The sequence below is a fragment of the Stenomitos frigidus ULC18 genome, assembly GCF_003003795.1.
Classification (GTDB): Bacteria; Cyanobacteriota; Cyanobacteriia; order Leptolyngbyales; family Leptolyngbyaceae; genus Stenomitos; species Stenomitos frigidus_A.
Window position 1 is genome coordinate 36492 of record NZ_PVWK01000127.1, and the last position, 14325, is coordinate 50816.

16 protein-coding genes are annotated in these 14325 nt (G+C 50.6%); 9 read left to right on the forward strand and 7 right to left on the reverse strand.

The window, feature by feature from the left end; genetic code table 11:
* The first annotated feature begins 148 nt into the window (after positions 1 to 148).
* The 8 genes from C7B82_RS24120 to C7B82_RS24155 all read left to right on the forward strand — a co-directional run bounded on the left by C7B82_RS24120 (position 149) and on the right by C7B82_RS24155 (position 5779).
* Positions 149 to 652, forward strand: a complete 504-nt coding sequence (locus tag C7B82_RS24120) for a MarR family winged helix-turn-helix transcriptional regulator (RefSeq protein ID WP_245940071.1) — start codon at positions 149 to 151, stop codon at positions 650 to 652.
* Between the two features lie 267 nt (positions 653 to 919).
* On the forward strand, positions 920 to 1252 hold the full coding sequence (locus tag C7B82_RS24125; protein ID WP_106259265.1) for a ribbon-helix-helix domain-containing protein: 333 nt from the start codon (positions 920 to 922) through the stop codon (positions 1250 to 1252).
* Between the two features lie 14 nt (positions 1253 to 1266).
* Entirely contained in the window at positions 1267 to 1998 is a 732-nt protein-coding gene (locus C7B82_RS24130; protein WP_181357642.1) for a class I SAM-dependent methyltransferase, read from the forward strand.
* Between the two features lie 128 nt (positions 1999 to 2126).
* On the forward strand, positions 2127 to 3758 hold the full coding sequence (locus C7B82_RS24135; protein ID WP_106259269.1) for a hypothetical protein: 1632 nt from the start codon (positions 2127 to 2129) through the stop codon (positions 3756 to 3758).
* Positions 3759 to 4099: 341 nt separating this feature from the next.
* On the forward strand, positions 4100 to 4450 hold the full coding sequence (locus C7B82_RS24140) for a hypothetical protein (RefSeq protein ID WP_106259271.1): 351 nt from the start codon (positions 4100 to 4102) through the stop codon (positions 4448 to 4450).
* Positions 4451 to 4519: 69 nt separating this feature from the next.
* The gene (locus C7B82_RS24145; RefSeq protein ID WP_106259272.1) at positions 4520 to 4792 is read left to right on the forward strand and encodes a hypothetical protein; all 273 of its coding nucleotides are present in this window, start codon (positions 4520 to 4522) and stop codon (positions 4790 to 4792) included.
* Between the two features lie 72 nt (positions 4793 to 4864).
* Complete coding sequence (locus C7B82_RS24150; protein WP_106259288.1) at positions 4865 to 5239, forward strand: hypothetical protein; 375 nt, start codon at positions 4865 to 4867, stop codon at positions 5237 to 5239.
* A gap of 159 nt (positions 5240 to 5398) precedes the next feature.
* Positions 5399 to 5779, forward strand: coding sequence for a hypothetical protein (locus C7B82_RS24155; RefSeq protein ID WP_181357643.1), 381 nt, complete (start codon positions 5399 to 5401; stop codon positions 5777 to 5779).
* Between the two features lie 141 nt (positions 5780 to 5920).
* On the opposite strand, the gene C7B82_RS24160 is transcribed toward C7B82_RS24155, so the two are convergent.
* From C7B82_RS24160 to C7B82_RS24190, 7 genes are all read right to left on the reverse strand, one after another.
* On the reverse strand, positions 5921 to 6658 hold the full coding sequence (locus C7B82_RS24160) for a dienelactone hydrolase family protein (protein WP_106259274.1): 738 nt from the start codon (positions 6656 to 6658) through the stop codon (positions 5921 to 5923).
* 49 nt (positions 6659 to 6707) lie between these two features.
* The gene (locus tag C7B82_RS24165; protein WP_106259275.1) at positions 6708 to 7100 is read right to left on the reverse strand and encodes a hypothetical protein; all 393 of its coding nucleotides are present in this window, start codon (positions 7098 to 7100) and stop codon (positions 6708 to 6710) included.
* Between the two features lie 115 nt (positions 7101 to 7215).
* Positions 7216 to 8301 (reverse strand): fatty acid desaturase, encoded by a 1086-nt coding sequence (locus C7B82_RS24170; RefSeq protein WP_106259277.1) that lies wholly within the window; start codon positions 8299 to 8301, stop codon positions 7216 to 7218.
* 185 nt (positions 8302 to 8486) lie between these two features.
* The gene (locus tag C7B82_RS24175) at positions 8487 to 10934 is read right to left on the reverse strand and encodes a glycosyltransferase (RefSeq protein WP_219904668.1); all 2448 of its coding nucleotides are present in this window, start codon (positions 10932 to 10934) and stop codon (positions 8487 to 8489) included.
* Positions 10935 to 11264: 330 nt separating this feature from the next.
* On the reverse strand, positions 11265 to 11789 hold the full coding sequence (locus tag C7B82_RS24180; protein ID WP_106259278.1) for a hypothetical protein: 525 nt from the start codon (positions 11787 to 11789) through the stop codon (positions 11265 to 11267).
* A gap of 243 nt (positions 11790 to 12032) precedes the next feature.
* On the reverse strand, positions 12033 to 12638 hold the full coding sequence (locus tag C7B82_RS24185) for an ExbD/TolR family protein (protein ID WP_106259280.1): 606 nt from the start codon (positions 12636 to 12638) through the stop codon (positions 12033 to 12035).
* 88 nt (positions 12639 to 12726) lie between these two features.
* Positions 12727 to 13368 (reverse strand): MotA/TolQ/ExbB proton channel family protein, encoded by a 642-nt coding sequence (locus C7B82_RS24190; protein ID WP_106259281.1) that lies wholly within the window; start codon positions 13366 to 13368, stop codon positions 12727 to 12729.
* A 541-nt stretch (positions 13369 to 13909) separates the two neighbouring features.
* On the opposite strand from C7B82_RS24190, the gene C7B82_RS24195 reads away from it, so the two are divergent.
* Positions 13910 to 14218 carry a YkvA family protein gene (locus C7B82_RS24195; RefSeq protein WP_106259282.1) on the forward strand — a complete coding sequence of 103 codons (309 nt, stop codon included), beginning with the start codon at positions 13910 to 13912 and terminating at the stop codon, positions 14216 to 14218.
* Positions 14219 to 14325: the final 107 nt, after the last annotated feature.

Genomic DNA, 14325 nt, shown 5'->3' on the forward strand with positions numbered 1-14325 from the left:
AGTCAGACTCACAAATGATTCAGGCTTTTTGCACCAGCGCCCCATACTTAGTTTGAATTAGTACTGTTTGTGTTGTAGGCTAGGGCTATGTGTACTCTCAAGTCTCAGCAGTGAGTCGATTGGGAAGCGTAGTTTTAGGGACGATACTGTGACGCAAGCAGAGATTCAGCCAACCGTTCAGCACAATACAGAATCGCAATCAGCAACACGAAAAGCCGCTAAAGAACCGTTTCTTCCGGTCATGCGAGAACTGGCGCGGACGTTTCAAGCTTTCAATGCGTACGATGATGAGCACATCCGGCAATTGGGTCTGACGGCACCACAGTTTGATGTCATTTGTACCCTGGGCAATACGCCTGGAATGACGATGGGGCAACTGGCTGAAAAAACGCTGGTCACGAAAGGTACGTTAACGGGCATCATCGATCGCCTGGAGCGCAAAGGACTGGTGCGCCGCGAAGTACCACCAGCGAACCGTCGCTGCTTCATGATTGTACTGACGACCGAGGGCGATCGCGTCTTTGAAGAGGTGTTTCCAGCTCACATTGCCTATCTCAAGCAACGTTTTAGCAAACTCAACGAACAGGAACTAGAAGAGATTCGGCTGTCGCTGCGAAAACTACGCCAGTTGTTTCAGCCGATCCAGAATTAAGGAAATTTCTAGCAAACAAAAGACCCGTACGGGCAGGTTTGAGCACAAGGCTAATGGCTAGAGGGCAAGATTCTGGCAAAACCTGCCCGTACCCAACGGCAATTTTTTGCTGGGAAAGCGCCTGAGTTAACTGGGTCAACCATGTTGGTTTAAGAAAGCTTGGGACGGGAATAGGAGAACTTGGGCAGTGACCGAGCGATCGCTTCCATAATCGGCTCGACATACTACACTTGTATTACGAACTATCGCCGATGAAGGAGTCCCGTCATGCATACACTCACCCGCACCGCTACAACCGACATGGAAGTGACCAGCATTCGCCTGGAGCGGGAGTTGAAAGAAAAGCTCAAAGAACTCTCCGGTAACCAAGGCTATCAGGCGCTCATTCGTGACGTGCTGTGGCAATACGTCCAGCAAAAGTCAGGCACCTATACTCCTCAAATTTCGCTTCCTGAAATCCGCGCGACGGTTGCTGCTACAGCACAGCAAGAAGAACGCTGTATGCTCACAGGTCAGCTCATCCAGCCAAATGAACCAATGCTCTTGGGGCTAACGATCACGGGGGGCATGGTTCCCCTTAGCACCAGCAGTTTGGCATAGGAATGGCATTCACCATGAGAACCGATCAAATTTGGCAAAACCGCACGGTTGCAGAGAATTTTTTGACCGGCGTGCGAGGCGCCATTCCTTTTGCTACGGAACAAATTAACATTGCCCTACGTGTGCTCGATCAGCTGTCGATGCCCATTCAACGTGTCGCCGATTTGGGCTGCGGTGATGGCGCGATCGCCCACGCAATCCTCACTCACTATCCAGAAGCGCATGTGACCGCGATCGACTTTTCGGAACCGATGCTGGAACAGGCAAGACAGCGTCTACAGCCGTTTGGGTCGCGGGTGTCCATTCTGCAGGCAGACCTCTATACATCCGACTGGCAGACCGCTTTAGGTTCACCGACTTCCAATGCCTTCGATGCTGTGCTGTCGGGCTACTGTATTCACCATTTACCGGACGATCGCAAGCAAGCCCTGTACCGGGAAATCTTTCACTTGCTGCGATCGGGCGGCGGCTTTCTCAATATCGAGCATGTAGCATCGGCAACGCCCTGGATCGAAGCGTTGTTTAACGAAACCTTAGTAGATGCAATTTACCAATGGCATCAGACGCAAGGTAAAGTTTTGTCACGAGAGGCGGTCGGCAAACAGTTTGTTTACCGAGAGGACAAAAAGGCGAATATCCTTGCGCCCGTTGAGCTTCAGTGCGAATGGCTGCGCGCGATCGGGTTTCAGCAGGTAGACTGTTTTTTCAAATTTTTTGAACTTTCAGTCTTTGGGGGCATCCGTTGACCGGAAAGCAATAACTGCGATTGTAGATAATCATAGCAATCTCTCTTGCTAAGGAATAGACGGTAGTAAAATTTTTTCTAGGACTACCGTCTACGCTCTACGCTCATTTACAACTCAAGGTTAATGCTATGCCCTCAGATCAGAAGCCTGCTTCAGAGCATCCTGCTGCTAGTGTTCCTACCAACGTTTCTGCAACCCCCTCAACAGTTCCCGCGAAGCCGCCTGTCCCAACTTCATCTAGCCCTGGTGTCTCTACTCAACCTCTCAGCAGTACAGCAGCAGCTCAAGCGATGCCGCTACGTGAACCAAAGGCGATCGACATTAGCCGTTTTAACGCTCTAGTCGGTGATTGGCAGGGTCAGCCTGTCACTGATCTGAAGCGACTGTTCACCAAGCAAGTCATTCTCGACGACACCACAACGTTAGAGGTTGAAACGATCACTGTGCCCGGTTACATTGGCATTACCGATGCCGTCAGCGTCACCGATCCAGCAGGCAACACGGTTTCAGGTCATGCAGATATTGCTAAATTTTTAGCCAGAGACGGCTTGTTGATTTGTACCTATCAGTGGCACAAAGAACGCTATGGGGTGCCGATCGACACGCGTAAGCCCCTGGAGCCAGAATTATTCCAAGAAGCATTTATTAAAAATGAAGGGCACCATGCGGGTGCGATCGTCCCTGCTCAGCGAGTAGACCAGACAGGAAAGCTGATCGACTCGTTCGGCACATTCAACGAGCCCAATGACTACCACCGTGGTATGTACGGTAAAGACGGCTTCGTTGCTGTGGCTCAGCGTCTCGTTTTTCCAACCTTTGTCACGCCAGAACAGGCACGGGGTTATACCAACTCCATCATTAACTGGATGGCAGTCCTCAACCCCTTTGCACAGTTTCCTAAAGACTACAACGGCGGCGATCCGACTCATGTCTCCGATCGCGTCGCGCTCAAAGAATTTCTCAAAAATGGACTACTTGCCTGTATTGGCGATCCTCGCGCTTTGACCTTCTTTAATGATCCGGCTAACAAGACCTATTGTGCCGAGTTCATGTTCATCAGCCTGAACACTCCCCTCTATCCCTTTAACCTGAAGACCATCACCAGCCTGCTGGATGGTGATAGCTTCAAAGCGAAGCAAGTGATGGGGCTGAAGCAGATGCAAAACAGTCAGCAGGCAAACCTACTCAGCCAAAAAACGAGCAACCCAGAATTCAAGGGCTTTCATATCTCCATGCCACCGGTGCCAGAAGATCTGCCGCCGCTGGATGTACTGATGGCTCAAAATCGCCAAACGATCGCGCCTAACAGCCTCCCCTTACCACCCTTCAAAATTTCGCAGGTGATTCGCCGCGCGTTCCGTACCCTTCTGCCGCGTGAAAAGTATGGTGATCACAAACTGGTGGATGCGCAGGCAAGGCTGTTCAAATTTATGAAACCAGCACTCCTCCAGCAATTGGGACTGGAAAGCCTGCCCGCCAGCGATCCAAAAGTGGTGAGCGTTGGTCAGTTTGTAGACCAGGTCAGTGATCAGCTTGACGAGTCCTACAATTCGTATGCAGAGTTCGACACGATGGTCGATGGCATTATGCAGAAGGCAGATGAAATGCTCATTGGGGCAGGCGATCGCGAATACTTCGTCCCTCCCCGTATTTACGTTGACCTCGGACAAAATGATGGTGACGACAACCTCCCTCAAGGATGGGGCTTCAAGCTAGAAACGGTCGGTGCACTGGTTGCCCGTAGCATCATCAGAGGCTAATTTGTAGACACCGTTGGGTGACCGAAGAAAGTAACAGAAGATCAGTAAAAAAGGGACAAGGGAGTTTCTCTTCCTTGTCCCTTTTTTGTCTTTTCAGCAGCACTTCCATGTAGCGAAAACTGGCAGGCTAGTGGCAGAAATCAGGTTGCTTCACAAGCTCTGTCATCATCCATATTGCGTCCAAAAAACCGGTTTCTTGCGATCGTTCGGAAAACCACACCTCGTCCTGCCAAAGCCCTCAGGTGTAATCGCTTCAAGAGGCGGTTTCCCCTCGCGATCCCTGCCCCCAAAGAGCCTATTGTTTCACTACGATCGTAGAAGACGACAGCTAGAGATTTCCAATGCAAATTGGTCGCTTCTTTTCATTCCAAAAAGGTCGAGTAGGACAGTACCTATCGCCCAGAGTGTTGGTCGTGCGATCGCCCTTTCAAGTCTCCCCCACCATTTGCTATTTCGGCTTTGATCACCTTAAGCAAGCGCAGACGTTTGCCCAAAGCTTAGCCAAAATTGGCGCCACCTTTCAAATGCGTCGTAGCCAAGTGATGCCACAAAGCTATGAAATTCAGTTGCGCGGTCATAGAGACCTTGCTCGCACCCTCGCGTATTGGGAACGACGCGGCGCACGACGAACGGCCGAAGGCACTTTAACGCCCTCCAGTATTGGTGTTTCCAAAGCTGCGATCGCAGCCTGACACCACACTTGTTACCGACTGCTAGATCCACTAAAATAGTATACATGTACTATTTTAAGTTCTTGTCTCATGACGAAGCACTACATTCTCAACCTTGATCCAGACGCGAAGTACGACTGGGATCGCCGCACCTTACGCGACCCCATCACGGCTGATCATCCCGCTTTAGCCGATTTGGTAGCTCAGGCTATAGGAGAAGCACCCGGTTCCTATCTCATTGCAGTCAACATCGAAGTCAAAGTACTGGAGAAAGCCTCTGTCGATACAACGAAACCGTTTTCTGCACCAAAGGAACTGCCTCACTCTACTCCACTGCCTCAGTTAACAGAGTTGGCTGCCTGAGTTTCGTTGAGCTTGAGCCTGACTCTGCCGATCACATTCAGTTTGCTCTTTATTGCTTTCCAGGGGTTTTTTATGAAACTTAGTCTCAGTCAATATCCCAGCGCGATCGCGCAGGCTGCTCAAGCCGTCAACGAATTTGAATATCAAATTGCAGATGTGCGCCAGCACCTTGCCCGCCTTGAAGGGAACGCCGAAATGGTCGTCGCGTTTGAAACCGCACTCAAGAATGACCATCAGCGCAAAGCACGGCGCTTTGAGGTGCTTCAGGTCAATCAAGAGTATCAGCGAGCACTGGACGCTTTGAACCGTATCTCAACTGAGAAAGCAAATGCGCTCGCCCGGTTAGAGCATTTACGCAATGAGTTTAGTGTTGCCAAGTTAGAAACACGGCTCACGATCGCCCAAAAGCTGACAGGTTTGGAATCACGAGAACTCGTTGGGCTGTAAGCGATCGCACTTGGCTTGTACACTTTCAGTGCCCTCAGGGGCTTCGACGACGCGGCGTAGAAACGCATCGATTAGGGGGCAGGGTTGCCCTAAAGAAGAAGGTGTGGTGGATTAAAGGCACGAACTGATAGGATCGTGGTCTCTGTAACCCGCCGCTGTATGACCATCACTGTGACACCGGAAGAAATCGAACAATTTCGGGCTGACCTGGCAGATTACCCCGATGCGCTGGCTGCTCTTAATGAAATTGAGGACTGTGAAGGCGATCTAGAAGATGCCTCGATCGCGCTGGCCATTCAGGTTGGGCAAGAACCTGATACCAACGATCGCTGGATTGAAGGCGTCGCCAAACAGTGGCGGCATGCTCTATGTCGTGCCGATCACAAAGAAGCGTTGGAGGATGGTTTGACCGGAAACTTGCTCCTGAGTTTGACCGAGCACACCATGCTACCGCTGAAGCTGGCAACGCCTGTCGCCATTTTTGTCATCAAGACGGGTGTGCAGGATTTTTGTCGCTCGTTTGAAGCCAAAATTCAGTAGGCGATCGCTCCGGCTGAGCTTAGGACTTGTTAAAAAATAACTGCATACGTTTGGATTAGCTATCAGCTATCAGCTTTTCTCTCATGGCTGACCGCTAACGGCTGACCGCTACAGTCCATGACGTTATTTCTTTACAGCTCCTTAGTCTAAAACCTGCTTCAAAAAGGCTGTAATCTCTGCCCATGCCGCATCCGCCGCTGCTGAGTCGTAGCGGTACCCATCGTCACGCATAAAGGTATGGTCTGCTTCATAGAGCAGAATTTTATGCGTGGTTCCAGCAGCCGTTAGTGCCTGGACGATCGCCTGTCTCCCTTCGTCGGGTACGTGAGGATCCAGCGTTCCAAAGACCATCAGCAAGTCGCCCTCGATTTCGGACATTCGCTGTAGCGTATCGGCAACGCCCTTACCGAGCTTGCCATTATGAATGCCTGTGGGATAGCAGCAGACTGCAGCCTTAATATCCGGTTGGAACGCTGCTCTAAAGGCGAGATGCCCACCAATGCAAAAGCCCATTGTGCCGATTTGTTCAGCCGAAACAGTCCCGTCTTGTTTGAGCCAAGCAATCACAGCAGGAGCATCGGCATCGTATTCGGCGATCGCCGTCCGTCTAGCAGCATCGTTTCCTCGCATGCGGCCTAAATCATCTGGCTCAATTACAGTACCGATAGGCTCAAGCCGGTGAAAGATTTCGGGAGCCGCTACCACGAAACCATAGCCTGCAAGGCGATCGACTAACCGAGTCATCGCACCACCAAGCTGATAAATGTCGCTATAGAACAAAATGCCAGGATAACGTCCCGCTGGCTTAGGAGCCGCAACATACACCCGCATGAGGCCGTCGTCTACTCGCAGTTCGACATTGCGTTTAGTAATCTGCACGCGTTGATCTCCTGGTTTTCAAGCCGATCGAGAGTCGTTGCCTCAGATCCTATTGCAGTAAACCCTGGGGTAGCAAGCGCTCTACCATCTGAGCCTGACGTTCTACAGTGGCAGCAAGGCGCGAAATGCTCTCTGCCTGCTGTTTAGCAGTGTCTGCCTGCTGTTTGGCAGTGTCTGCCTGTTCGCTAGTGATAGCTTTCAACTCTGAAAAACCAGTCGTGACAACCTCGGTCAGCGTATCAATCTTTCCTCCCAAGCGACCCATTTGTTCAGTCAGCACTTCGGCCAAGTGGCCGACTTGATCGGTCAGCACATCAAGGTGTTGAGTTTGTTGACCGACTTGATGCGTCAGTGCATCAAGATTCTGGTTTTGTTGGGCAGCTGATTGCAGTAACGCTGTGAGTAATTGCTGAGTGCTGGGTTCTGGTTGATTGGTTGCCATCGTTGATGCTGGTGTCTGCAATATGCAAGAAAGTCTACACTGCTTTTAAGTTTCATAGGCAAGGACGATCGCGTCCTCTTCAGTCAGCGATCGTCCTTGCAGCTAAGTCCTAAACTCAATGTCCTTTTGTTGAGCGCTCATTGGGGGCTTGATAATAGACTTGCAACCCAACGTTCGGTACAAAGCGACAGGTGCGATATGAGCGCACAAAACCGCTCCAGATCGATTCGTCCGATTTGCGGTAATAGGTGCCGAGAATAGGCTTAATTGCCTTCGTTGCGGCTTTCAGGTGGTAGTGGGGCATGTTGAGAAAAATGTGATGCGCCACGTGGGTACCGATATCGTGATGAATGGAGTTTAGGAAACCATAGTCACGATCGATGGTTGAAAGTGCCCCCTTTAAAAAGTACCAATCATCATCGCGATACCAGGGAATCTCTTGCTCTGTATGATGCAAAAACGTCACCAAATCGAGCCAGATCACAAAGACAATGTAAGGCCCCACATAATACTGCACCAGAAACAGCCAGCCATAGGCATAGGCAAGTCCGCCCAAAAAGGCAACCATCAGCAGCCAAAGTGACGTGCTGGTCAGCACGTCTCCTCGTTCAGACGGACGAAACAGGGCGCTGTCAGGGTGAAAGTGCGACCCTTTGCGATCAGACGATCGTTTAAATAGGTAGATCGGGTATGCCAGGAGAGGCAGATAAAAGCGAAAAAGCTTTTCATACCAGGGCATTTGCTCATACTTAGACTGGGATACGGGATACCAGCTTTCATCCGTGTCGAGGTTGCCTGTATTACTGTGGTGCGTCCGATGGCTGATCCGCCAGCCGTGGTAGGGCACCAAGATCGGCGTATGTGAGAGATGCCCAATCAGATTGTTGAGCCATTTTTGTCGCGAAAACGAGCCATGCCCACAATCGTGTCCGACGACAAAGAGCGCCCAGAACATCGTGCCTTGCAGCAGCCAAAAACAAGGGAAAAACCACCAGGCATCAATCGTGTGGGCGATCGCATAGAGGACAGCAATGATACCAAGATCGAAAAAGAAGTACGAGAGAGATTTCCAGACAGAGGGTTCAAAACAGCAAGCAGGGATACTTGCTTTCAGGTCTTGTAAGGTGAATGGTAGTGCTTCTGAACGAGGCGACGAGTCTACCGTTGCAGACTCACCAAGAGCGATGAGATTATGTGGCACGCAGTTTTCGATTTGACCTGATTTTAGACAACGGCAACCATTCTACTGCCATGTTGTTGTGATTGGGATAGGCGGGATCACTGATTAAACCAATAGATCCTACAATTGGGTGCCACTACTCTTCTGGCTAACCTTAGATCCATACAAGTACGGATCAGTCAGTACAATTTAGTACCAGAGCCACACTACCCCTTGGCAACCTCAAGTGCTCGTACATCGTGATCACGATCGAAGACTATCCGTGGCTTCAGCAAAATCCTGAACAACAGCAGTAACGACTGAAACTCTCCCGGCGTTTTGCGGCGTTTCCATTGCCCTGGGCGGCAGTACAACATCTCCACCAGGCAGCGCTGCTGCTGCAAATTCAAGTGCTCAAACATCACTCTTACAGTCGGAAAACCATCCCTCATACCGCTAAGCACTGCCACCCCTTGCAGTTTCAAGTCAGCTTCCATCACTTCTAGCGAGACCGGTAGTGTGTCTCCCGGTGCCAAGGTCGGAAAGCCCGCTTGAGTCAGAGCGATTTCGGCCCCCGCTTCAGAGATCATGGTCGTCACGCCCCAAAGAATGAGGGGTAAGGGCTTGTGAGTCTGTGGTGCAGAGAGCAGTAAAGAGCGAGGCGATGGCGCGACGAGCGTACTTGCATTGCCCCGATCCCGATCCCGCCACGATCCTATGCTCTCCCTCCCTGTGTCTCTGCATCCCTGTGCTTCTGGTTCGCGCTGTTCGTCGATCGGTGGTGAAAAACACAACCGCACCGTTCGGCGTAAGTTAAACCAGTCATTGGCATCGGGTCGTGGCACATCCAATAAAATCAATAGTGCAATACCGACCATGATCAGGTTGTAGCTACTCCAGAGCCAGCCAAGCCCAAGGCCTTTAAGTTCGGGTGTCACGTTAGCCGACCAACCAGTGACCATGCACATGCTCAGGTTGCACCACAGGCTGACGGCCGTCATGAGAAACAACACAATGAGCGGTAGTGCCAGGTTCCAGTTAAAGAAGTAGCGATCGGTAGCAGTGCCTTTTGGTGTCACGTTAAAGCCTTTCGAGAACGGGCTCAGCATGACCTGAATCACTGTGAGTGCAAGTGGAAAAGTCAGCACCAGCGAGTAAATATCTGACAACAGCGCCGATCGCGAATGGTGATTGAGCCAGGAAAAAAACATGAGCTGCACCACATAGTAGGGCAAGAAGAAATACATCAACTCATCCAGCGTGGCTCGAACGGGAATGACACCCAGAAAGGAAAAGGCCAACGGCATAATCAAATAGCCGACGCGAGAAATGCTGGTAAACCAGTGCAGCAGCCCTTCTAAATGTGCCAGACGCTGTAGGGGGCTGAGGCCGGGAATGGTCAGAGGATTTGCTTCGATAAAAAAGGCTTGAAGCGTACCGCGAGCCCACCGTAACCGCTGGGTCGCATGAGCCGACATGTTATCGGCTGCCAAACCAGCGCTCAATTTCTCATCCAGATACAGCAAACGATAACCCTGTGCTGCAAGACGAATGCCCGTAAAGTAATCTTCGCTCAGTGAATCTGTCACAAAGCCACCCGTTGCTTCAAGCGCACTGCGCCTCACCACAAACGAGGTGCCCGAACAAATGACCCCACCCGCACCATCCCGAATCGGTTGAATCTGGCGATAAAAGACTTCTTCTTCGGGTGTCAGGATGTCCTCTAAGCCCAAGTTACGGGCGATCGGATCAGGGTTATAAAAGCTCTGAGGCGTTTGTACCAGAGCCACCTGCTCATCCTGAAAGAAACCCACCGTGCGCGTCAGAAAGTTCCGGGTTGGTACAAAGTCAGCATCAAACACCACGATCAGGTCGCTCTTGGCGTAAGTGCCAGCTTCTGCAGTGAGGGCGATCGCATGGTTCAAATTTCCCGCTTTAGCATAGCGGTTGTCTGGGCGCGTCATATACTCACAACCCAATTCTGACGCTAGCTTTTGCACTTCCGGCCGCCGTGTGTCATCCAACAAATAGACTCGTTTGTATGGATAGTCCACCGCCTGACACCCCATGATTGTGCGTCGTAGAATAAACGTCGGTTCGTTGTACGTGGGTACCAGAATATCGACTGTCGGGATGAATGTTCCTTCCAGTACAGCGATCGCGTTTTGGTCTGCCTCCCGACGACGATCCTTCATCCGCAACATTAGGAAGAGCTGAATGATCCCACTTGCCAACATCAGCATTTCTAGCCCAAACAAGCCCAGGCTGAAGACGCCATTTAAAGGATCAGCAAGATTGAGTGTCGCTAGCGATCGCCATGCAATATACCGAATGGTCAGCGCTAGCAAAATACCTACCACAATCGTCCGTGACCAACGGCGCGGTTCTGGAGAAACCTTCATTACCACCAGCGCGATGAACAAAAGAATAACCGTTGGTGCCAGCAGGTATTGCACGGCGACCATTGGCACGACCAGCCAGAGCGGCGGTGACTCTTGTAGCCAATTCAATCGAGTGAAGATGTGATCAATCCGTCCCTGCCCCGTAAACCAGGCAATACACACTCCGACGGCTAATACGACAGACCCTAAAAGAACCAGTGTCGCGATGCGGGGACGAAACGTTTGCCATTTAGAGTCTTTCAGAGTTTGACGCTTGATTCGAGAAATCGCCATCAGTTGCTTCTCCAGCAGACTCGAACGGGTAATGTGTTAACGCGTAGTCTAAAGAAAATATTAATTTCATCGCTTTACACACTGTTGTACAGTATGCCAACTTGCTTAACCAAGTGTAGCGATCGTCCGTCAACGTAAAAGCGAGCAAATGCTTGCTAGTTCAAGTAATAGAAGATACGGTCGAGGATTTGACCCAGATTTGGAGGGTAGGCAGTTTGCAAAGTGTCCAATTGGCCTAGACAGCTTCAAAGTCATTTGAAAAAACAAAAAAACGACCAGGATCGATTGATCCTAGTCGTTTTTCATTAACCGTCATGGTCGAGCCACAAACTATCTGCCATCGTGATCAGCATCGCCAGGAAGCGCGCGTTCAACGCGATCCCACGCGTCACGCGTCGCGTGCTTCGCTTTTTCCCACCCTAATTTGTTGCCACCCTGCCGTGCTTCATAATTTTGGCGCAGAGTAGGTTCAGCCTGATCGTAGGTCACACCCTGGTCATGGTGGCTAGAGTAGCCTTCATAACCGGTGCGGTAAGCAGGCTCGTAGTCGGTGTAGTCGTGATCCGGCTCCACATAAGGGCGCGAAGCATAGTTCTCACGCCAATACGCCTCCTCAACTGTAGGGTTGACTCGTTCAGCCACGTTTTTACCAGCTAAACCACCACTAACAGCACCGACTACAGCACCGACTACAGCACCAACGGGACCACCGATCGCACCACCCACAGCCGCTCCCGCTGCGCCAGCACCCGCTGCGCCAACACCAGTGCCGACTGGATGAGCACCCGGTTCACCCGTAATCGGATCAGGGTTTGCATCGGGTTCATTGTTTCTTCTAACGTTCTCATTGCTCATTGCTCATTACCTCTCAGTTAGACTAACGACAAAGCTCAACTAGCTTGCCGGTATTCAAACGTTACTGATGGAACCGCAGCAAAGACGTGTACCAAGAGTAAGAAGCATGGCTCGACAAAAAGGTACAGATTGGAGACAGTGGTCAGTAGGCAGTAAGTAGTAGGGAGGAATCGACGGTCAGGATAAACTCCAGAACGCAACATCCCCAGCAGTTCTCAACTGCCTGCTACGATTGATTCCTTGCTAAGGATTAGTCCTTGGCGCAGGTGCTCCGGACGGAGCAACATTAGAGGGTTGCCCAGAGGCAGGGGGGTTCTGAAACGGTAATGAATTAGCTGGTTGACCAGAACTGGGGGTCGCAAAAATATTGAACGGGTCAGTCGTAGGGTTAGTAATAGTGGGACTAACCGTTGGGGCAGGGATGACTCCAGAGGGTTGACTGGTTTCAGCAGGTTGGGTTGCCAGCGCGACCCGATCGCCGCCCACCTGCCGCATCACATCCAGCACCTGTACGACATCGTTGTAAAATGCCGTCTGCGAAGCATTCAGCACCAATAAGCCATCAGGATTTTTTTGATGATAGTCCTGGAGCTGTTGATAAAGCTGGGCGCGATCGGCAAACTGTTTATTCACAAAAGTTTGCCCCGTAGCGCTCACGGTTACCACGAGCATTTGTCGCATCTGTGTCGCACCAGTGCTTGCCTTCGGCAAATCAATCTCAATCCCTTGCTGGCGAGTTAACTGGAGCGCTGCCAGAATAAAAAACGTCAAAATGCAAAAGATGACATCAATCAGCGGAATGATTTGAATCTGGACTTCCTCTGTCGGCGTATCAAGGTTAATTTTCATTACGGCAGTCCTTAGAAACAATCCACAGTCCCAAAAGCTTCAAGATCGGAGCGCTCTTGAAGGCGCGATCGTCGGTGATGTCTTCGTGTTAAAGCGGTTTGCTAGCTTGTTGCAACCAGTGCTGGCGGTAAAGCAATTCCAGGTCATTGCCAGCCTTGCGAAACACTTTGACCTGGTTAAACAAGAGACCCTGAAACAAGCGGTAAAAGGCCAGACTCAGAATCGCAACGACTAGGCCACTAGCGGTACTAATGAGGGCTTCACCAATACCTGTTGTCACCCCTGCTGTTGAAGCAGTGCCAATATCGCCGATGCGAATGGACTTCAGCGAAATAATTAAGCCGATCACCGTACCCAGTAGACCCAGCAAGGGAGCCAGCGCAATAACGGCCTCCAGCACCTTATCACCACGGCGCATAGAGGAAAGCTCTTCATCTGCCGTGGCTTCGAGCGCCAACCGAAACATTTCCGGATCAGCATTTTCAAGCTGCAGCGGGCTATAAAGAAACCGTCCGATCGGCTGTTCATGCGCCTGTCGAGCAATTTCCTTCGCTGTTGCCCAGTCTCTTCGTGCTGCATCCAAAACGCGATTCACGATTTCACGTTCCTTGAGCAGCACACTCGTCCAAAACCAGGCACGTTCAATGATGACGCTGAGCGCCAAAATTGAGAGAAAAAGCAAAGGTAAGATCGTGACTCCACCTTTTTGAAAGATTTCCGCAACATTCACAGTCTGTTTTACCCTCCATACGTTCCCCACCTCAGAATCCCGCTTGGCATGTCGATAAATCTGAGGCTACTCAATTTTAGAGATTTAGAACCTCATTCAAACAGACTGACGAAATTTCAGTCAAATTTAGGCAAAATGTTGCGGGTTAAGCTGAAAACTGGAGGGCAATGAGTCAACTTTCTGTAACGATCGCGTGACTTAGTAGGGTGACGCAAGAAATAGAGGTATTAATCGATACAGGTGAACGCACGATTGCTCTCAGTACAAGGTTGAGCCGTGCTAACGCAACGATGCTTGAAAAGAGTGCTTATTAAAAGCTTCAACAGTATGTGACCTTGAAGCCATTCAGTTGGTGTAGAGAAGACCTCTAATAGCCGTCTTGCTTCCAGTGCAGCATCGGTCTCACGATAGATTTGATCAGCCTGCTTCGCTCGCAGCGCCGAACCCGTACTAATGCTCTCCAAAAAGCAGGAGGATATCCACACCGGAGTTCTCTACAGTAATCTGACAAGATTTAAATGTAGTCGGAGGAGACACATCCATGAAAGATTCAATCTCAGGTTGGTATCGCAACGTCATTCGCAACCCTAAATATCGTTGGTGGATTATTGGCGGTTCGCTACTTTATCTACTCAGCCCATTCGATATTTCCCCAGACTTTATTCCCATTGTGGGCTGGATTGACGACGGTCTCATCGCCACCCTGTTGGTTGCTGAATTATCGGCTTGGGCACTTGAGCGACTCAAAGTTCGCAAGGGTGAAGAGCCTGTACAGGCAGTTGATGCGCCAACTTCAGGTTTCACATCCGAGACAAAAACCGTTGATGTCAATGCTGTATCAGCAGAATAGTCAATTAGCCAATAGACCTAAGCGAGTGAGCAGGGCGAACGCACACGTAACTTAACAATGAGTGCATGGAGAATACAGAAGACTTAGGATTCAAGGCAGTCGTGCAT

Bases quoted from the DNA above. Each gene is read 5' to 3' on its own strand.
- C7B82_RS24125 (WP_106259265.1), top strand. From the start codon at position 920: ATGCATACACTCACCCGCACCGCTACAACCGACATGGAAGTGACCAGC.
- C7B82_RS24130 (WP_181357642.1), top strand. From the start codon at position 1,267: ATGAGAACCGATCAAATTTGGCAAAACCGCACGGTTGCAGAGAATTTT.
- C7B82_RS24135 (WP_106259269.1), top strand. From the start codon at position 2,127: ATGCCCTCAGATCAGAAGCCTGCTTCAGAGCATCCTGCTGCTAGTGTT.
- C7B82_RS24140 (WP_106259271.1), top strand. From the start codon at position 4,100: ATGCAAATTGGTCGCTTCTTTTCATTCCAAAAAGGTCGAGTAGGACAG.
- C7B82_RS24145 (WP_106259272.1), top strand. From the start codon at position 4,520: ATGACGAAGCACTACATTCTCAACCTTGATCCAGACGCGAAGTACGAC.
- C7B82_RS24150 (WP_106259288.1), top strand. From the start codon at position 4,865: ATGAAACTTAGTCTCAGTCAATATCCCAGCGCGATCGCGCAGGCTGCT.
- C7B82_RS24155 (WP_181357643.1), top strand. From the start codon at position 5,399: ATGACCATCACTGTGACACCGGAAGAAATCGAACAATTTCGGGCTGAC.
- C7B82_RS24165 (WP_106259275.1), bottom strand. From the start codon at position 7,100: ATGGCAACCAATCAACCAGAACCCAGCACTCAGCAATTACTCACAGCG.
- C7B82_RS24175 (WP_219904668.1), bottom strand. From the start codon at position 10,934: ATGGCGATTTCTCGAATCAAGCGTCAAACTCTGAAAGACTCTAAATGG.
- C7B82_RS24180 (WP_106259278.1), bottom strand. From the start codon at position 11,789: ATGAGCAATGAGAACGTTAGAAGAAACAATGAACCCGATGCAAACCCT.
- C7B82_RS24185 (WP_106259280.1), bottom strand. From the start codon at position 12,638: ATGAAAATTAACCTTGATACGCCGACAGAGGAAGTCCAGATTCAAATC.
- C7B82_RS24195 (WP_106259282.1), top strand. From the start codon at position 13,910: ATGAAAGATTCAATCTCAGGTTGGTATCGCAACGTCATTCGCAACCCT.